Consider the following 17,415-nt stretch of genomic DNA (forward strand, 5'->3'; position numbering starts at 1 on the left):
CGCGCTCCTTGCTGTGTGTCGGGGTGCCACGGAAAAATGGCACCTATTTTGGAGCCTTGGCACCACAAAAACAAGGGAAAACGCGGGAAGACGCGGGCAAACGGGAGTCTCTGCGGCACCCATGAAAAGCCCGCCAGATAAGGCAATCGCCGCCAGACGCACGTTACAGCGTATAGCGCACCGGCAACGCCGTCGAATACTTGATCTGCTCCATCGCGAAGCTCGAACTCACGTCGTACAGCGGCACGGCCGTGATCAACTGCTTGTAGATCCGGTCGTAGTCATCGATATCGGAGACCACCACGCGCAGCAGATAGTCCGTCTCGCCGCTCATCCGGTAGACCTCGACCACTTCGGGGATATCGCGCACCGCCTGCGCGAACGCGGCGGCCCATGTGTCCGTGTGCTGGTTCGTGCGCACCGCCACGAACACCGTGGTTCCGACACCCAGCTTGCGCGCGTCGCACAGCGCCACCTGCGCGCGAATCACGCCCGCGTCCTTCAGGCGCTGCAGCCGCTTCCAGCATGGCGTCTGTGACAGGTTCACGCGCTGCGCGAGTTCGGCGATCGGCATCGTCGCGTCCGCCTGCAGCAATTCGAGCAGCTTCCGATCGATGATATCCATACCCATACCCCCACCCCTCATAGGAAATTATTCTACTTTTCTGACAGCGGAGGGAATTATATGGAAACTCTTTCTCCGGGCAAACCGGTATAAATATCCATACCGAAAATTGCCGACCAGCAGCGCCCGCGCTGCATCACCATCATGAGCGACGACCTTCGCGCCACCGCTTTCAAGCACCTTCCCGACTACCTGAAGTCGCTGCCGGACCCGGCCCGCCTCGAAGCGACCGCGTTACCTATGCACACGCTGCGCGATATGAAGCGCACACCGCTCGAGCGCCTGTGCGACACGCTCGACGCGATGTTCGAAGCCTGCGCGAAATTTCCGGAACCGTCGCATTCGACGTTCTTCGCGCGCACCATGCGGCTCGCGCTCGCCGAGGCGGCCGCCGACCCGGCGCTGCTCGCACCGGTGCAACGCGAAGGTTCCGCCGAAACTTATCGGCGCCATCTGCTCGTCGCCGATCCGCAAGGCCGCTATGCGATCGCCGCGCTGGTCTGGCAGCCCGGCCAGGCGAGCCCCGTGCATGCACATCACACGTGGTGCGGTTACACGGTGGTCGAAGGCCAGCTGAGCGAAACGGTCTTCGAATGGAACGACGCGCAGCAATGCGCGAGCGCGCTGCGCGCCCTGACGCGCAACCGCGGCGCGGTGTCGTACGTGCGCGGCGGCCGCGCAGCGATTCATCGGCTCGGCAACAGCAGTGACGCGCCGGCGGTGTCGCTGCATATCTATGGCGTCGAAGGCGCGCGGATCGGGACGCACGTGAACGACATCGTGCGCACGGCCGATGCCGCGGAGATGGTGTGACGACGGTGCACGTCACGACGGGACGTGACGTGACCTGACGTGTGACGGGATGTGACGTAACGCGTTCGCGCGACTACGCAGTCATGCGAGCACACAAGCACGCGACCGTCTTCGCGCGTTGCCCAACAAACCCCCGCCTCAACTCTTTCCTCCGACATCGCCCGCCGTCGGAATCTGCGGCGGAATCGGCGCGGTCTGTCCGGTCGGTGGCGGCGCCGGACGCGGATCGTGCGACACGTCACGCGCGGGCGCAAGCGGCACATGTGTCGATGCGCGCGCCGACGGGCCCACAGCGCCCACTTCATACTCCGCTTCGCGCGGATACTCGTGCGCCGCTTCGCGGGTTCGCTCGCGCGCGGGTTCATGGGTCCTTTGATGCGCTTTGCCGTGCGCGCCGTCGCGCGCCCGCTGGTGCGCGTCGGCACCGGCATCCACAGGCGCGACGAACCCGGTCATCTCATCGTCGCGCAACGGCTCGCCCTCGCTATCCTTCGACGACGTGTACACCCGCATCTGCGCGACCGGAATCTCGATGCCCGCCTCGTCCATCTTGCGCTTGAGCCGCAAATTGAACGCCCGCGCGACGCTCCATTGCTGCAGCGGCCGCGTCTTGATCTGCCCTTTGACGACCATCCAGTTCGGATCGAAGCGGTCGAGACCCCACACCTCGATCGGCCCGAGCATCTCGCGCCGGTAGCGGAAGTCGGCCATCAGCTCCGCGCCGACTTCGCGGATCAGCTGCGTGATCTCGTCGACATCGGTCGAGAACGACATGCGCACCTCGAACACCGCGTACGCGAAATCGCGCGACAGGTTCTTCACGATCTTGATCTGCGAGAACGGAATCGCGTGAATCGCGCCCTGCCCGTCGCGCAGCCGCACGGTGCGGATCGACAGATGCTCGACCGTGCCCGCATGGCCGCCATCGACGTCGATCCAGTCGCCGACCGAGATCGTGTCCTCGATGATGATGAAAAGCCCGGTGATCAGGTCGGTCACCAGCGACTGCGCGCCGAAGCCGATCGCCAGACCGATCACGCCCGCGCCGGCGAGCAGCGGCGTCACGTTGATGCCGAGGTTCGCCGCGGTGACGATGCCGCCGATCGTCATGATCGACACGAGCAACACGTTGCGCACCAGCGGCAGCATCGTGCGGGCGCGCGTGCTCGGGCTGCGCGCCTTGTTGCGCGGGCTGCCCGGATTGAGCGTTTCGGTGATCGCGGTGTCGACCAGAATCCACAGCAGCCACGCGATGAACACGGTGGCGACGATCGCCGTCATCGCATGCGCGATGCCGCGCGCCGCCACGTTCCTCTCGATCACCTCGGCCAGCGACACGTCCCACAGCCGCGCCGCCAATTCGAAGAAAAACAGCCAGATGAACAAGGTCAGCAAGGTGCCGCAAAAGCGCAGCAGCCGCGTCAGATACGGCGAGCGGCGCCGCGCGCGGGCGCTGCGCGGGCGCGTCATGCGCAGCACGATCGCCGACAGGAAAAACGCCAGCACCAGCAGCAGCGCGGTGACGATCGAAATCTGCAGCACATTTTCGCTGGAGCCGGAGCCGCCCAGCGTCGCGACCACCGACGCGGCCGCCAGCACCAGCACCGGCACGTGCCACATCGCGGCAAGCACCTCGAACGCATCGGTCGCGGCCCGGTGGTCGCTGCGCTGTTCGTACGGCCGGTTGCGGATCAGATGCGCGATCGGCCGGCGAAACGCGAGCGCGAAATAGCCGGTCAGCACGGCAGCCGTCATGTTGGCCGCGGTCGAAATCAGCGCGGCGAGATTGGTGCCGATCTGATGCTCGACGTCGTAATTGACGGCTGCGTCGCCGAGCGCGCCGCACACGCCGATCACGAACAGCACGCGGCGCGCGTGATCGATCAGCAATCGCACCGCGACGCGCCGGTGGCCCGAGCCGAACAGCGAAAACATGATCAGGCAGATCGCGGAAAACACCGCGCCCGCGACGATCGCATACGCGACCACCATGCCGAGCGTGCGGCCGAGCGCATCGGGCATCGCGCGCATGAACAGCAGCGCCGCGATGAACGCGATGATCCACGGACCGACGCGGCGCAACGCGAAGATCAGCAACTCGCGCGTGGTGGGATTGGGCCGCAGCACCAGTTCGATGCCGAAGCGTCTGTGCACCCGATGCTGCAGATAGATCAGCGCGCCGGCACAGGCACCCCAGCCGGCCAGCATCCCCAGCATCGCCAGCAGGATCGTGCCGACACCCTCGCGGCCCTGGCCGGAGACGATCGTGTACAGCTCGTTGCCGGCCGCGGTCACGCGCCCGCTCCAGTAGCGCACCGGCGTGCGGCCCTGGTGCACGTCGGATTCGAACGACGCGATACCCGATGCGATCGCGCCGAGCAGGCCCGGACTTGGTTGCACGGCCGCCGGCGCGGGCGGGCCGACGGTGTGAGCGGCGCTTTCCGATACGTCGCGCAACTTTTTCAGCTGGGCGACGAGCGCGCTGCGCTGGCGGTCGTTGTCGAGCGTGGCGATCACACTGTCGAGCGAGCGTGCGAGCTCCGCCTGGCTCGCGGGCGACGGGGCCGACGCCGACGCCGCCTCGGGCGCCGACGCACCCGAGGCCTCGGACGCGGGCGTCGCGTTCACCGTCGCGCTGTTGATCAGGCTCTGTAGTGCCGGGATCACCGGCGTGCCGCCGCCGACCGCGGGGCCGGCGGCCTGCGCGATGCGCGGCAGCGCGCCGAGGCACAGAATCAGCGTGGCGCACAGCAGCGCGGTAAACCAACCCAGCAGCGCATATGCGCTCACGCGCGGACGGACGTCGCCGCTGGCAGTGTCGCGAGCGGTGTGATCGGAGGAGAGATGAGTGGCGGTGAGAATCGCCGGCTGCTGCCCGCCGCCAGACGGCGCAGCCTCGGACTCACGCCGCGACGGGCATGACTGCATGGCAATCCGTGAGAAAACGGCAGACGCCAGTGTAGCCGCAGTTACGCCCGGCGCGCCCGAACATGCGTAACCGAATGTTAGTACGCTTGCGCGGCCGGCGGATTCGATGCGCCGGTCGTCAGTACGCGACCGTCGCGATCTGGCGGACGAAGCGGCCCTGCTCCAGTTCGTCGACGAACGCGATCGCGTAGTCTTCGGCCGAAATGCGGCTGTTGCCGTCCGCGTCCGCGATCAGCGTGTTCGCGCCCGTGCGGAACTTGCCGGTGCGCTCGCCCGGCGCGATCAGCGCGGCCGGCGCGAAGAACGTCCAGTCGAGATCGGTCACGCCGCGGTAGTAGTCGAACGCGTCGCGGTGCGCGAGCGCGATGCCCTTGTACGCGGGCGGAAAACTGTCGGTATCGACCAGCTGCTTGCCCGGCGCGACTTCGAGCGAGCCCGCGCCGCCTACCACGACGACGCGTTTCAGCCCCGCCGCGCGCACCCCTTCGACCAGCGCGCGCGTGGCTTGCGTCAGCGTGGCGAGATCGCCTTGCGGCGGCGCATACGCGCTTGCCACGACGTCCTGACCGCGCACCGCCGCGCCGACGCTCGCGGCGTCGAGCAGATCGGCCTGCGCCGCATGCAGATTCGCGACGCCGGCCGGCACGCGCGCCGGATCGCGCACCAGCGCCGTCACCTGATGCCCGCGACGCGCGGCTTCCGCGGCAATCCGCGATCCGATCGTGCCGGTCGCGCCAAACAAGGCGATCTTCAATTGCTTGCTCATATCAGCGTACTCCTCAGGTTGTTTTATATGTAACTGTCACAGTTACATATAGCGAGAAAAAAAGCGGGGCTCTCACCCCGTTCATTGCTTAGGCACCGTCAAGCCCGGCGCTTGCGCTCGCGATGCTTCTCCGAGCGGACCACGTCGGCGGTCGCATCGGCGAGCGTGCGTGCGGCGAGCGCCGCTTCCATCGCCTGCTGCGCTTCGTCGATGATTCCGCTCAGCACGCTCTGGATATTGCGCCCCACCATGCACTCGGGATTCGGCTCCTCGCGATGCAACGCGAACAACTGCGCGTCCTCTACGGCGCGATAGACGTCGAGCAGCGTGATCTGTTCCGGCCGCCGCGCGAGCAACGCGCCGCCACCGGCGCCCATCTGCGACGTGGTGAGGCCGGCCTCCGAGAGCATCGCCAGCAGCCGGCGGATCAGCGCGGGATTCGTGTTCACGCTGCCCGCAATTATCTCCGACGACAACGGCACGCCGCCCTGTAACGACAGCAGTGCGAGCACATGCACGGCAAAGGCAAACCGGCTACTCGTGTTCACAGCAGATCCGTCCCGCAACGACAATGTGTAACCATCGTAATTACATATACCTCTAAAGTCAAACGGCGAAAGCCGGATCGAACCGAGCGCGGGTCATTTGTCCATCTGCTTCTGCGCGTCGGCAGACTCGGTCGATGCGCTCGCCGAAGCCGACGAGGTCGCATTCTGCGCCGACCACGCCTGCAGCTTGCGCCCCGCCGTTTCGAGGCCTTGGCCCGTGATCGACGCGGCCCTGCCGAGCTGAGCGTTGGCCGCGCTCGCCGCGTTCTGCAGGTTGGCCTGCGCGCTCGACGCGAGCGCGGCCGGGTCGATCCTGATCGACGGCGCAGAGGCCGAGTCGAGGTTCTGCTGTGCGGCGTCCTTGGTCGCCGTGACCTGTTGGCCGACGTAGCTCGCTGCCTGATCGAGCTTCTGACCGGCAAGCTGCGCGGCGTCGTTGAGCTTGCCCGCGACCTGGCCGGCCGAAGCATCGTTTTTCTGGCACGCGGCCAGCGCGCCGAACACGAAGATGACGACCGCCGCGCGGCGCAATAAGGATGAGGAAACAAATGAAATCATGATCAGAAAGAAGCCGCGCCGAGCGGCTCGCAGATGCTAAGACGTGCTCATGATACCGCCGTTGCGCCGCGCGGCCGCTTCGAGTCACCGCGGCGAGGCAGACCGTGGTTCCGCCTGCCAATCCTGCCGGAGCCGTCGATTCGCAAATATAAGTTGATTATGTCTCCAGCGAAGTACGGCTAGTTTGTGTCAATCGCTGAGCCTACGATGGCATCACTTCATCACTCACACGTAGGAGACACATCATGGCAAACATTCAACAGGGCGGTTTCAAGCGGGTATGGTTCATCACCGGCGCGTCGCGAGGCATCGGCGCATTGATTGCCGAAGCCGCGCTTGCAGACGGCAACGCGGTGGTGGCCGCCGGACGCAAAGTCGCGGCGATCACCGAGCGGCTTGGCGAGTCGGCTGCGTTGCTGCCGGTGGAGCTGGACGTGACCAACGAAGCGCAGGCAAAGGCGGCGGTGCAGGCCGCAGTCGAAAAATTCGGCCGCATCGACGTGCTGGTCAACAACGCCGGGTTCGGTCTGCTCGGCGCGGTGGAAGAATCCGCCGACAAGGACGTGCGTCGCATGTACGACACCAACGTCTTCGGCTTGCTCAACGTCACCCGCGCCGTATTGCCGGCGATGCGCGCGAACCGCTCGGGCCACGTGATCAATATTTCGTCGATCGGCGGCTATCGTGCCGCGGCGGGCTTTGGCGTCTATTCGTCGACGAAGTTTGCCGTCGAAGGCATCACCGAAGCGCTGCATGCCGAGTTGAAACCGCTCGGCATTCACGCGACAGTCGTCGAGCCGGGGTATTTCCGCACGGACTTTCTCGATGCTTCGTCGCTGGTCGTTGCGCCGGACGTGATCGACGATTACGACGAAACCTCGGGTGCGGTTCGCCGCAAGGCCATGCAACTGAATCACAACCAGCCCGGCGACCCGGCCAGGCTTGCCGCCGCGATGATCGCGCTGGTCGACGCGGCGTCCCCGCCGTTGCGCCTGCCGCTCGGGACGGACACGCTGGCCGCGATCGCCGCGAAAAACGCTTATGTGACGCAGGAAACGGAAGCCTGGAAGGACCTGTCGTCATCCACCGACTTCGCTGCGTAGGCGAAGAAAAGCAGCGGTTCGGTATTCGCCGAGCCGCTGCTCGCCTGAATCGCGGTTGCGCGAATATCAACGGGCCAGTCAATTCGCCGGCGTCAGAATCGGCGCACCGGCATCCTTCAGCAGAAAAACCAGGAATTTAGCCGGCCTGGTCTTGCTGGCATTGCGCCCGACCGTGTGCACGTCGTTCGGACCTTCGTAAAAGGTCTGGCCCGGCTTCAGCGTGACGGTCTTGCCGCCGCGCACACCCATCACGATCGAGCCTTCCAGCACGTAGATGAAGCCGTGCGCATCATGCCGATGCACCGGGTCCGCACTGCCGGGCGGATACTCGACCGAGAGCACCGTGACTTCCTTGCCCGGATAGTCTGCCAGCGCCTTGGTCGTCAGCGGCGAAACTTGCGCCTGCGGCGGCTCGTGCGCGTGTGCGGCGCCCGCTGCCAGCAGCAGCGATGCGATCACCCATCTGGAAATATGCATGACGGTGCTCCTATGCTGATCGATCAGGCCAGACCGGACTTGTCCACGCCAAAAGCCTTGTCGTAGATGCCCGGCGGGATGCGGAAGCCGATGTTGACCCGATTCCACGCGTTGATCGACATCACCTGGAAGGTCAGGTCGGACAACTCCTTCTCCGAGAACTGGGTCCGCACGCGATCGTAGATTTCATCGCTCACACCGAGCGGCGAAATATGGGTCAGCGCCTCGGTCCAGGCGAGCGCCGCACGCTCGCGCGGCGTGAACAGGTTGGACTCGCGCCACACGGCCACGTGATGAAGGCGCAACGGACGCTCGTCATGGATCGTGGCTTCCTTCACGTGCATGTCGACGCAGAACGAGCAGCCGTTGAGCTGCGACGCGCGGATGTCGACGAGATGGCGGATGGTTTCCTCGATGGCCGACTTCTTGAGCACGAGGCTGAACTCGACGAACTTCTTGAACAGTTCCGGGGATTGCTGCTGGTAGTCGATGCGCTGGGTCATGGCATGTCCTTTGGGCGGTTGAAGAAAGGAAAAATCGTTGCGGGAATGCGGTTCAGTCTTTCGCGACGGAGCGGCTGAGCCAGGTGTGGAAGCGTGTCGGGCCGACGCGATGACCGCTGCCGGCGACCAACGTGCGGTCGTCCAGTCCGCTGCCGAAATAGCGGGCGTGGATATCGGCGATCACCGTGCGTGGATCCTTGTGCGCGGCGAGGAACTTGCGGGCGAGCTCGTCGAGTGGGAAGCGGTCCGGACCGGCGACTTCAGTCGTGTCGTTCAGCGGCACCCCCGCTGCGAGATCGGCGAGGACTGCGGAGACGTCGTCGGCGGCGACCGGCTGGATCAGCGCGGGCGAAAGACGCACCTCGCCTCGCTGGGAGCTGGCCTCGATGATGCCGCCGACGAATTCGAAGAACTGCGTCGCACGCAGCAGCGTGTACGGAACGGTCGACGCCTGGATCAGCGTCTCCTGCGCGGCCTTGGCGCGAAAATACCCGCTTTGCTGCAGGCGTTCCGTGCCTACGACCGACAGAGCGAGATGGTGCTCGACGCCCGCCGCGTGTTCGGCGGCCAACAGGTTGCGGCCCGCCGTCTGGAAGAAAGTCATCACGGCCTCGTCCTCGAAGGACGGTGCGTTGGCGACATCGACGACGACCTGCGCGCCTTCGAGCGCTTTCGCCAAGCCCTCGCCGGTCATCAAGTCCACTCCGGTCGACGGGGATGCGGCCACCACGTCGTGACCATCGCGGCGAAGCCGCCGCACCACGTTGGAGCCGATCAGTCCGCTGCCACCCATGACGACCACTTTCATGTTCCACTCCTCCGGTTCGGTTGACGAAGCGCTTGCTGGTTGATCCGATGGGTGCAGTATCATTTCCAGCCGCCGGCGCCGCTTTGCCTGCGCCTTGTATTTCCGTCCAAAATTCCTTGATCCGCTTCATCAGCGCGCCGGGTAGCGCGTAGCTGGCGGCTTTCTCGCTCTGGAGTCCCCAATGCAATGGGTTTTCGCTGACTGCACGCTGGACCTGGAGCGTCGCGACTTGCGCCGCGCTTCACAAGCGGTCGCCACGACGCCGAAAGTGTTCGATCTGCTGGTTTATCTGGCGAGCCATCGCAACCGGGTCGTGGGTCGTGATGAGTTGATCAATGCGGTGTGGGACGGCCGCGTGATTTCCGAATCCACCATGGCCAGTCACGTCAACGCCGCACGCAGCGCGGTCGGCGATGACGGTCAGCAGCAGCGCGTGATCAAAACCGTGGCGCGCAAGGGATTCCGGTTTGTCGCCGACGTCACCGAACATCCGGCATCTGATCAGGCCAGCGAGAAGACAGCGACGGCGACCGAGACGTCATCGCCGGATGCGGCGCAGGCCAGCAAGCCTTCCATCGCCATCCTTCCTTTCGTCAATCTCAGCGGCGACCCGGAGCAGGACTATCTGGCCGACGGCGTGATCGAGGACGTCATCACCGCGCTGTCGCGATACCGCTGGTTGTTCGTCGTCGCGCGCAATTCGAGCTTCACTTACAAGCATCGCAACGTGGACGTGAAGCAGATCGGCCGTGAGCTCGGCGTGCGCTACGTGCTCGAAGGCAGTTGGCGGCAGGCACAGGGGCGCGTTCGCATCACCGGCCAGCTCGTCGACGCGGGCACCGGCGCGACCCATTGGGCTGGCCGCTTCGAGGGCGTGCTCGACAATATTTTCGAGTTCCAGGACCAGATCGCCGACAGCGTGGTCGGTGCGATTGCGCCGCAGGTCGAACAGGCGGAGATCGCTCGCGCGCGGTTCAAACCGACCGAAAGTCTGCGTGCCTACGACTACTACCTGCGCGGCATGGCGCAGCTTCATCAAGGCAGCCGCGAAGCGATCGATGAAGCGTTGCCGTTATTTCAGCGCGCGTTTGCGTGCGACCCTGAGCTTGCATCGGCGTATGCGATGGCGGCCTGGTGTCACTGCTGGCGCAAGATCAATGGCTGGATGCACGATCGCCCAACGGAAATGGCCGAAGGCGCCCGGTGGGCGCGTCGTGCCGTGGAGTTGGGCAAGTACGACGCCGTAGCTCTCGCGCGCAGCGGTCATGCGCTATCGCATCTGGCCGGCAACCTGCCCGAAGGTATCGCCTTGCTGGATCGGGCGCTCGAGTTGAATCCCAATCTTGCCGCCGCGTGGTTTCTCAGCGCATTTCTCCGCTTGTGGCATGGCGAGACTGAACAGGCGATCGGGCAATTTGCCCATGCGATGCAGTTGAGCCCGCTGGATCCAGAACGCTACCGAATGCAGTTCGGCTTGTCGGCCGCGCATTTGTTCATGGGCAACTTCGTCGAAGCCGCCGCGTGGGCCGAGAAAGCCATCCGGGATTTGCCGGGTTTCGGCATGGCCTACGCAACGCTCGCCGCGAGCGAGGCCTGGCTCGGGAAAGCAGCGGAAGCTCGACAAGCCGCGATTCGCTTACGCGAACTGATTCCCGACTTGCGCCTCGGCAACTTGTCCGACTGGATGCCGATCCAGCGCGACGAAAACCTTGCCGTCTTCACTGAAGGCTTGGCAAAGGCTGGATTCGATCCTGAACCCCGCGAGGATTGATGCATCCCGCAAAGGGCGTCGACATGCAGCGGCGCTCGCCTCGATATCGTTCAGCGGCCTCCCACATTTCAGAAACTTCCGACGGTTGTAGACGAAACACCTCCCTATAGTCGCGGCTGCTTTTAGGGAGTGCTGTTTCGATGAAACTGATCGACTGGATCGTCACCCTCGTCGTCATGCTGATGATGATCGTCTTCTTCTGCGGGCGCCGACCGCCCACCTGGTCGCACGACACCCGCGCCCGGCATATGAAGGGAACGCGTTTGCTGATGCAGGCCGCGTGCGCGCTGTGGGCGGCGCTGCTGGCTGTGACGAACGGCCTGTTTGCCGTCGAGGGGATTGCCGGCGTTCGGACAACGCCGGCCGAGTCGTCCGCCGGCATCGCCGTGCTGCTGGCATGCAGTTGCTACTGGTCGGTGCGCGGCCGAAGACTGCTGAAGCCGCGGCGGATTTTCGCCGGTTAAGCGACGGCAGGACGCCATCCGCATCGCGCGATCGAGCGCCCCTACCGCGTAGTGATGCCTCGCACCGCGTCTATCGAAGGCGCGGGCAACCCGCTTCCGGCGCTGAAGCCCGACCCCGTGGCGCCCAGCATGCTCTCGCGCACACCGCGCGCCGCCGGAGCCGGAGCCGGAGCCGCCGCCAGACTTGCCGCGGCGAGCGCTGGCGCGCCAGCCGCGGCCGGTTCCGCGCGCGCGGCACCCGCCGCCTCTGGCAGCGACAGATAGAAGGTCGTGCCCGCCCCCTCCTTCGATTCCGCCCACACTCGCCCGCCATGCCGCTCGACCATCCGCCGCACGAGCGCGAGGCCGATGCCCTCGCCGTCGCCGGCCGTCGGGTTGCCGTGCAGGCGCTGGAACGCGGTGAACAGCCGCGGCAGCGCGATCGACGGAATGCCGAGGCCGTTGTCACGCACATAGAAGATTCGCAGCGAATGCACGCCCGGCGGTGCGGGCGTCGTGCCGATTTCGACGCGGCCCTCGCGCGCCGGGTCCAGATAATTGACCGCGTTGCCGATCAGGTTCGCGAAGATCTGTTCGAGCGCGGTCGGATCGCCCCATACCGCGGGCAATTCGCCGACCGTCACACGCGCGCGCCGCGCGCGGATCGAGCCCTGCATCGCATCGACGACGCGTTGCACGATGTCGCCCACATCGACCTTCTGGCGGCGGTACTCGACACGTCCGACACGCGACAGCCGCAGCAGCGCGTCGATGATGTGCGACGCGCGCAGCACCGCGGTCTGCAGATAGTGCAGCGCCTCGCCGATGTCCTCGTCGACGATCCGCTCGATCCGCTCGCGCGTGCTGAGCGCGAGGGACGAGCCGCGCACCGTGTCGCGCAATTCGTCGCAGGCGCGAATCAGCTCCTTCGAAAATCCCTGCAGGTTCACGAGCGGCGCACGCAGATCGTGCGACACGCTGTAGATGAACATTTCGTTTTCCTGAGTCTGCTGGCGCAGCGTCTCGTTGATGCGCGCGAGCTCGGCGGCGCGGCGCTCGAGGTCCGCGTGAAAACGCGCCTCGATGCGCTCGGCTTCGAGCAGACGGCGGCTCGTCTCGTGCAAGGTCAGATCGAGTCGCGCGATCTCATCGCGACCCGCGCCGAGCGGCGCGAGCGGCTCGTTGCCGGCAAGCCGCCCCGCGTTGTCGGACAGCAGCGCGAGCCGGCCGCGCACGCCGCGCGTGAACATCCAGATGGCGAGCGCGACGAACAGCAGCGAGCCCAACGCGGCCGCGACGATCAGCGTCTGCTCCCGCTCGCGCACGGCGGCGACGGCATTCGAGCGCGACATGTCGAGACGGCGCTCCTCGGCCTGGAACGCGCTCACCTGCAAACGGAAATGATCGAGCACGTCGGCCTGGGCGAGATCGTCGAAGCGCGCGAGAATCTCGGCGCGCCGCCCGGCGTGCAGCATGTCCTGGATGCGATCGGACCACTGGCGGTACGCCTGCACCGCCTGGCGCACCTCGACCACGCGCTCGACCTGCGCGGGATTGTCGCCGACGAGATCGACGAGCTCGTCGATGCGCCGGTCGACGTCCATCCATACCGCGATCGGGGTCGTGAAGCGCGCGTCGTTGGCAAGTACCGCGCCGCGCAGCGCGACCGATTCGGACAGCACCGGATCGAGAATCGCCGTGCTCTGGCGCAGCACCTCCTCGCTATGCATCGCCCGCTGCTCGGCCATCGTCGCATCGGCCTGCGCCTTCACCACGCCAGTGAGCAGCGCGAGTTCGAAGACGGCCGGGATCGCGATCAGCAGCAGGCCTTTAGTGGTCAGTCTCATGCGTGCCCATGGGAGGGTTGGCCGACGGATCTTTTATGGAGTCGGCACATTATGTGGGCGTTTGCGCGGGAAAAGAAAGAGGGGCACGAACCCGTCGATAGGCGCGGTTCCCGTTGGTCCACTGCGCGCCAGGATTGGGCATCGGCGCGCCCCGTCAGCATCTTATTGCGTCAGGATTCCGAATAAAGATGTAATTTAAATCGAATATTTCGCCCTTGTGTGGGTCATCCTTCGCAGCCTCGGCGATTTATGCACTTTTGTTGTGCTTCGCCTCTCTTTTGAGGTGCATGACGAGTTCAGACGGCGCATCGTTCGAAACCATCGGATTCCCAGCCCGGTGTCCGATTGCACCGGGTCGACGCGGCCGGCACAACTTTGGCCCGCTTCTTGCTCACATAGCGCACTTTTTTGGCACAAGCGGGACATATCGATGGAAAGTCTGAAATACGGCGCCGATACCGAGTTTCTTCTGATCGGCGCCGCCATGGTGCTGGCGATGCACGCAGGATTCGCCTTCCTGGAGCTCGGCACCGTGCGCAAGAAGAACCAGGTCAATGCACTGGTCAAGATTCTGGTGGACTTCGCGGTGTCGACGATCGCGTACTTCTTCATCGGCTACACGATCGCATACGGCGTGCAGTTTTTCGACGGCGCCGCGACGCTCGCCCAGCACAACGGCTATGCGCTCGTGCGCTTTTTCTTCCTGCTGACGTTCGCCGCCGCGATCCCCGCGATCGTGTCCGGCGGCATCGCCGAGCGCTCCAAGTTCAATCCGCAGCTGTTCGCGACGTTCGTACTGGTCGGCTTCGTCTATCCGTTCTTCGAAGGCATCGCGTGGAACGACCGTTTCGGCATTCAGGACTGGCTCACGCAGGCGTTCGGCGCGCCGTTCCATGACTTCGCGGGTTCGGTGGTGGTGCACGCGTTCGGCGGCTGGGTCGCGCTGCCGGCCGTGCTGCTGCTCGGCGCGCGCCACGGCCGCTATCACCGCGACGGCGGCATCGCCGCGCATCCGCCGTCGAACATTCCGTTTCTCGCGCTCGGCGCATGGGTGCTGACGGTCGGCTGGTTCGGCTTTAACGTGATGAGCTCGCAGACGCTCGACAAGATCAGCGGCCTCGTCGCGGTCAACTCGCTGATGGCGATGGTCGGCGGCACGCTGAGCGCGTGGTTCGCGGGCCGCAACGACCCGGGCTTCACGTACAACGGCCCGCTCGCGGGGCTCGTCGCGGTGTGCGCGGGCTCGGACATCATGCATCCGCTCGGCGCGCTGATCACGGGCGGCATCGCCGGCGTGCTGTTCGTCTATATGTTCACCTGCGTGCAGAACCGCTGGCGCATCGACGACGTGCTTGGCGTGTGGCCGCTGCACGGCCTGTGCGGCGCATGGGGCGGCATCGCGGCCGGCATCTTCGGCACCCACGCGCTCGGCGGGCTGGGCGGTGTGTCGTTCGCCTCGCAGATCATCGGCACGCTCGGCGGGATCGTCGTGTCGGGGATCGGCGGCACGGTCGTGTATGGCGTGATCCGCATGACGGTCGGTCTGCGGCTCGATCAGGAAGAGGAATACAACGGCGCCGATCTGTCGATTCACAAGATTTCGGCGACGCCGGAGTGAAAAGGCGGCGCTCGCGGGGAAAGGCACGGACCACACGCCTGTCCCCAAAATCCGCGCGCCGATGTTAGACTTCGCGGCTGGAGATGGCATTCTCCATTAACCGCCCATGGGGCTGATGATGCCTGCTACGCCCGGCTATGCGGACGCGGCATCATCTCGCCCGCATCAACCGGTTTGTCGACATTCCCGGTTCGATCCTCTTCCATGTATTGGTCTTTTCTCGCTGTCGCGATTGGCGGCGCACTCGGCTCGCTGTTTCGCTGGTTCCTCGGCTTTCGACTGAACCCACTCTTTACTGACCTGCCGCTTGGCACGCTCGCCGCCAACGTGATCGCCGGCTACATCATCGGCGTGGCGGTCGCGGGCTTCGCGCGGGTGCCCCAGCTCTCGCCGGAATGGCGGCTGTTCGTCATCACCGGTCTGATGGGCGGGCTGTCGACGTTCTCGACGTTCTCCGCGGAAGTCGTGCAGCGCCTGCAGGACGGCCGGCTCGGCTGGGCGGCTGGCGAAGTGGCGATTCACGTGAGCACGTCGCTGATCATGACGATTCTCGGCATCGCGACGGTTTCGCTGCTGGCGCGCTGAGGCGCGCGCCTGCCGCGCGAACCTAGGCCACTTGTACCGTCATTTCCAGTTCAAGGCACGCACCCAGCGGAATCTGAGCGACGCCGAAAGCGGAACGCGCATGCTTGCCGTCCTCTCCAAAGATTTCAGCCAGCAGTTCGGACGCGCCGTTGGTCACCAGATGCTGCTCGGTGTAGTCGGGCGCCGAATTGACGAGGCACATGAGCTTGATGATCCCCTGTACCCGATTCAGATCGCCCAGAAAGGTGTGCAGCGAGGCCAGTACATCGATCGCGGTCAATCGGGCGGCCTGTTTGCCTTCCTCCGTCGCCAATGTTTCGCCGAGTTTCCCCACCCAGACGTTGCCATCGCGCTTCGCAATGTGACCGGATAGATAGACGCTGCTTCCCGTCTGACGACACATCACGTAAGCGGCCGCCGGCGCGCCGGCAGTCGGCAGACTGATGCCGAGCTGGCTCAGTTTTTCATAGATATCGATACGACTCATCAAGACCTCCTCAATGGATCAGGTTCTGTGGTGATATAGCTGTTGCGTGCGCGTGATCAGTGCTTCGGAGACACGATCGACTTCGGCTCGAGGAATGCCTCGAGGCCATACACGCCGAATTCGCGGCCGATCCCGGACTGCTTTACGCCGCCAAAAGGCGCCATCGTTTCCGGGACGATGCGATTGACCAGCACACTGCCCGCCTCCAGCGCCGACGCAATCGCGACGCCATGTTCTTGCCGTCCGGAAAAGACATAGGCCTGCAGGCCGTAGCTCGAGTCGTTGGCTATGCTGATGGCTTCTTCTTCTGAGTCGTACGCGAGAACGCAAAGTACCGGGCCGAAGATTTCCTCTTTCGCGATATCCATCTCCGGATGCACGTCAGCGAAAACCGTCGGCTTGACGAAGAAGCCTTGGGTCAAACCGTCTGGGCGGCCTTCGCCGCCGGCTACCAGCGTAGCCCCTTGCGCAAGGCCGACATGAATGTACCGCTGGATGCGCTCGTACTGACTGCGCGTCGACAGCGGCCCAATTGCCGTCGCCGGGTCGCGTGGATCGCCAACCCGCATGGCCGAAACCGTACGTTCGACCAGAGACAGCACCTCTTTCAACCTGATCCGCGGAACCAGCAGACGCGTACCGTTCACGCAAGCCTGGCCGTTGTTCATGAAGGCCGCGTTCAGCGCGAGAGGAATTGCACTGTCGAGATCGGCATCGGGTAACACGATCGACGCCGATTTTCCCGACAATGACAGGCTCACCCGCTTCATCGTATCGACAGCGGCGCGGGCGATGTGCTTGCCCGTTGAAGTCGAACCCGTGAACGAGATTTTCCTGACGCCTGGGTTGATGCTCAGTTCGTCGCCGACGTCACTGCCGCGTCCCAGCACAACGTTCACGACGCCGGCAGGGAGCTTCGCTGCGTGCAAGGCTTCCGTCACCACCTGCGTCTGCAGAGGAGCCAGCTCGCTCGGCTTGATCACGGTTGCGCAGCCCGCCGCGAGCGCGGACGCCAGCTTGCTGCAAATCGTCCCCGCGATGCTGTTCCATGGAACGATCAGCGCGGAGACGCCCACTGGTTCGAGACGTACGCTTGCGTCGCCTATCTGTCGTTCGAACGGAAAATCCTTCAACAGGTCGGCCGTTCTCGACAGGCAATCGGACGCGTATTGACTGACCCACTGCGCCCGCGCCAATGGGCCGCCGTATTCCTCGATGGTGGCCTCACGAATGTCGTCGGTACGAGCGAGGATCGCTGACTGCAGGCTGTGCAGCATGCCGATGCGCTCGGCTTTCGACGTATCGCGCAAGAATGGCTGAACGGCACATGCCGCGGCGATTGCATTTCGGGCGTCGTCGCGATCGGCGAGCCGGGCCGTCGCAATCGGTTGCTCAGTGGCGGGGTTTAGAGACTCGATGGTCTCGGCGCCATGCAAGCGCGCGAACTCGCCATTGATATAGCCTCCATTGATTTCACGCATGGTCCTTTCTTCCATTCATTGCTCGATTCTGTTTCGCGGCTTCGTGTATGGATG

Annotated in this window: 17 protein-coding genes and 1 riboswitch; of the genes, 6 read left to right on the forward strand and 11 right to left on the reverse strand. The window is 64.8% G+C overall.

The genetic code is table 11. From position 1 onward, the window contains the following. Positions 1–163 precede the first annotated feature (163 nt). A complete protein-coding gene (locus QFZ94_RS24115; protein WP_429460080.1) occupies positions 164–631 on the reverse strand; it encodes an Lrp/AsnC family transcriptional regulator in 468 nt (155 codons plus the stop codon). 138 nt (positions 632–769) lie between these two features. On the opposite strand from QFZ94_RS24115, the gene QFZ94_RS24120 reads away from it, so the two are divergent. After that, complete coding sequence (locus QFZ94_RS24120; RefSeq protein WP_429460082.1) at positions 770–1,438, forward strand: cysteine dioxygenase; 669 nt, start codon at positions 770–772, stop codon at positions 1,436–1,438. 138 nt (positions 1,439–1,576) lie between these two features. Here the strand turns inward: QFZ94_RS24120 and QFZ94_RS24125 are convergent, their stop codons facing one another. The 4 genes from QFZ94_RS24125 to QFZ94_RS24140 all read right to left on the reverse strand — a co-directional run bounded on the left by QFZ94_RS24125 (position 1,577) and on the right by QFZ94_RS24140 (position 6,238). Further along, on the reverse strand, positions 1,577–4,366 hold the full coding sequence (locus QFZ94_RS24125; protein WP_429460084.1) for a mechanosensitive ion channel family protein: 2,790 nt from the start codon (positions 4,364–4,366) through the stop codon (positions 1,577–1,579). Positions 4,367–4,484: 118 nt separating this feature from the next. After that, complete coding sequence (locus QFZ94_RS24130; RefSeq protein WP_429460086.1) at positions 4,485–5,132, reverse strand: NAD(P)-dependent oxidoreductase; 648 nt, start codon at positions 5,130–5,132, stop codon at positions 4,485–4,487. 98 nt (positions 5,133–5,230) lie between these two features. Further along, positions 5,231–5,680 (reverse strand): Rrf2 family transcriptional regulator, encoded by a 450-nt coding sequence (locus QFZ94_RS24135; RefSeq protein ID WP_429460088.1) that lies wholly within the window; start codon positions 5,678–5,680, stop codon positions 5,231–5,233. Positions 5,681–5,773: 93 nt separating this feature from the next. Beyond that, positions 5,774–6,238: a hypothetical protein gene (locus QFZ94_RS24140; RefSeq protein ID WP_429460090.1), complete on the reverse strand. Its 465-nt coding sequence runs from the start codon at positions 6,236–6,238 to the stop codon at positions 5,774–5,776. Positions 6,239–6,483: 245 nt separating this feature from the next. Here QFZ94_RS24140 and QFZ94_RS24145 point away from each other — a divergent pair, with 245 nt between their 5' ends. Beyond that, positions 6,484–7,341, forward strand: coding sequence for an oxidoreductase (locus tag QFZ94_RS24145; protein ID WP_429460092.1), 858 nt, complete (start codon positions 6,484–6,486; stop codon positions 7,339–7,341). A gap of 78 nt (positions 7,342–7,419) precedes the next feature. Here QFZ94_RS24145 and QFZ94_RS24150 read toward each other — a convergent pair whose 3' ends face one another. The 3 genes from QFZ94_RS24150 to QFZ94_RS24160 are packed head-to-tail and all read right to left on the reverse strand — an operon-like array spanning position 7,420 to position 9,129. Then, on the reverse strand, positions 7,420–7,818 hold the full coding sequence (locus QFZ94_RS24150; RefSeq protein WP_429460094.1) for a cupin domain-containing protein: 399 nt from the start codon (positions 7,816–7,818) through the stop codon (positions 7,420–7,422). A gap of 23 nt (positions 7,819–7,841) precedes the next feature. Then, positions 7,842–8,321, reverse strand: coding sequence for a carboxymuconolactone decarboxylase family protein (locus tag QFZ94_RS24155; protein ID WP_368585598.1), 480 nt, complete (start codon positions 8,319–8,321; stop codon positions 7,842–7,844). 52 nt (positions 8,322–8,373) lie between these two features. Next, complete coding sequence (locus QFZ94_RS24160; protein WP_410848969.1) at positions 8,374–9,129, reverse strand: SDR family oxidoreductase; 756 nt, start codon at positions 9,127–9,129, stop codon at positions 8,374–8,376. A 181-nt stretch (positions 9,130–9,310) separates the two neighbouring features. On the opposite strand from QFZ94_RS24160, the gene QFZ94_RS24165 reads away from it, so the two are divergent. Next, on the forward strand, positions 9,311–10,900 hold the full coding sequence (locus tag QFZ94_RS24165) for a winged helix-turn-helix domain-containing tetratricopeptide repeat protein (RefSeq protein ID WP_429460097.1): 1,590 nt from the start codon (positions 9,311–9,313) through the stop codon (positions 10,898–10,900). Positions 10,901–11,040: 140 nt separating this feature from the next. Further along, positions 11,041–11,364, forward strand: coding sequence for a hypothetical protein (locus QFZ94_RS24170; RefSeq protein ID WP_410848971.1), 324 nt, complete (start codon positions 11,041–11,043; stop codon positions 11,362–11,364). A gap of 41 nt (positions 11,365–11,405) precedes the next feature. On the opposite strand, the gene QFZ94_RS24175 is transcribed toward QFZ94_RS24170, so the two are convergent. Beyond that, on the reverse strand, positions 11,406–13,190 hold the full coding sequence (locus tag QFZ94_RS24175) for a sensor histidine kinase (RefSeq protein WP_429460100.1): 1,785 nt from the start codon (positions 13,188–13,190) through the stop codon (positions 11,406–11,408). 430 nt (positions 13,191–13,620) lie between these two features. On the opposite strand from QFZ94_RS24175, the gene QFZ94_RS24180 reads away from it, so the two are divergent. Both QFZ94_RS24180 and crcB read left to right on the forward strand, forming a co-directional pair. Beyond that, a complete protein-coding gene (locus tag QFZ94_RS24180) occupies positions 13,621–14,808 on the forward strand; it encodes an ammonium transporter (RefSeq protein WP_429460102.1) in 1,188 nt (395 codons plus the stop codon). Positions 14,809–14,878: 70 nt separating this feature from the next. Further along, positions 14,879–14,940, forward strand: a riboswitch (Fluoride riboswitch). A gap of 72 nt (positions 14,941–15,012) precedes the next feature. Next, positions 15,013–15,393 (forward strand): fluoride efflux transporter CrcB, encoded by a 381-nt coding sequence (gene crcB / locus QFZ94_RS24185; protein ID WP_368585592.1) that lies wholly within the window; start codon positions 15,013–15,015, stop codon positions 15,391–15,393. A gap of 22 nt (positions 15,394–15,415) precedes the next feature. Here the strand turns inward: crcB and QFZ94_RS24190 are convergent, their stop codons facing one another. Together QFZ94_RS24190 and QFZ94_RS24195 are read right to left on the reverse strand one after the other, a co-directional pair. Beyond that, entirely contained in the window at positions 15,416–15,880 is a 465-nt protein-coding gene (locus QFZ94_RS24190; RefSeq protein ID WP_429460105.1) for a RidA family protein, read from the reverse strand. Between the two features lie 56 nt (positions 15,881–15,936). Further along, positions 15,937–17,361 (reverse strand): aldehyde dehydrogenase family protein, encoded by a 1,425-nt coding sequence (locus QFZ94_RS24195; protein ID WP_429460107.1) that lies wholly within the window; start codon positions 17,359–17,361, stop codon positions 15,937–15,939. Positions 17,362–17,415 lie beyond the last annotated feature (54 nt).

Origin of the sequence: Paraburkholderia sp. JPY465 (genome assembly GCF_050436725.1) — a bacterium.
GTDB lineage: Bacteria > Pseudomonadota > Gammaproteobacteria > Burkholderiales > Burkholderiaceae > Paraburkholderia > Paraburkholderia youngii.

Bases quoted from the DNA above. Each gene is read 5' to 3' on its own strand.
- QFZ94_RS24150 (WP_429460094.1), bottom strand. From the start codon at position 7,818: ATGCATATTTCCAGATGGGTGATCGCATCGCTGCTGCTGGCAGCGGGC.
- QFZ94_RS24115 (WP_429460080.1), bottom strand. From the start codon at position 631: ATGGGTATGGATATCATCGATCGGAAGCTGCTCGAATTGCTGCAGGCG.
- QFZ94_RS24145 (WP_429460092.1), top strand. From the start codon at position 6,484: ATGGCAAACATTCAACAGGGCGGTTTCAAGCGGGTATGGTTCATCACC.
- QFZ94_RS24190 (WP_429460105.1), bottom strand. From the start codon at position 15,880: ATGAGTCGTATCGATATCTATGAAAAACTGAGCCAGCTCGGCATCAGT.
- QFZ94_RS24180 (WP_429460102.1), top strand. From the start codon at position 13,621: ATGGAAAGTCTGAAATACGGCGCCGATACCGAGTTTCTTCTGATCGGC.
- QFZ94_RS24130 (WP_429460086.1), bottom strand. From the start codon at position 5,132: ATGAGCAAGCAATTGAAGATCGCCTTGTTTGGCGCGACCGGCACGATC.
- QFZ94_RS24140 (WP_429460090.1), bottom strand. From the start codon at position 6,238: ATGATTTCATTTGTTTCCTCATCCTTATTGCGCCGCGCGGCGGTCGTC.
- QFZ94_RS24195 (WP_429460107.1), bottom strand. From the start codon at position 17,361: ATGCGTGAAATCAATGGAGGCTATATCAATGGCGAGTTCGCGCGCTTG.
- QFZ94_RS24125 (WP_429460084.1), bottom strand. From the start codon at position 4,366: ATGCAGTCATGCCCGTCGCGGCGTGAGTCCGAGGCTGCGCCGTCTGGC.
- QFZ94_RS24160 (WP_410848969.1), bottom strand. From the start codon at position 9,129: ATGAAAGTGGTCGTCATGGGTGGCAGCGGACTGATCGGCTCCAACGTG.
- crcB (WP_368585592.1), top strand. From the start codon at position 15,013: ATGTATTGGTCTTTTCTCGCTGTCGCGATTGGCGGCGCACTCGGCTCG.
- QFZ94_RS24155 (WP_368585598.1), bottom strand. From the start codon at position 8,321: ATGACCCAGCGCATCGACTACCAGCAGCAATCCCCGGAACTGTTCAAG.
- QFZ94_RS24175 (WP_429460100.1), bottom strand. From the start codon at position 13,190: ATGAGACTGACCACTAAAGGCCTGCTGCTGATCGCGATCCCGGCCGTC.
- QFZ94_RS24120 (WP_429460082.1), top strand. From the start codon at position 770: ATGAGCGACGACCTTCGCGCCACCGCTTTCAAGCACCTTCCCGACTAC.
- QFZ94_RS24170 (WP_410848971.1), top strand. From the start codon at position 11,041: ATGAAACTGATCGACTGGATCGTCACCCTCGTCGTCATGCTGATGATG.
- QFZ94_RS24165 (WP_429460097.1), top strand. From the start codon at position 9,311: ATGCAATGGGTTTTCGCTGACTGCACGCTGGACCTGGAGCGTCGCGAC.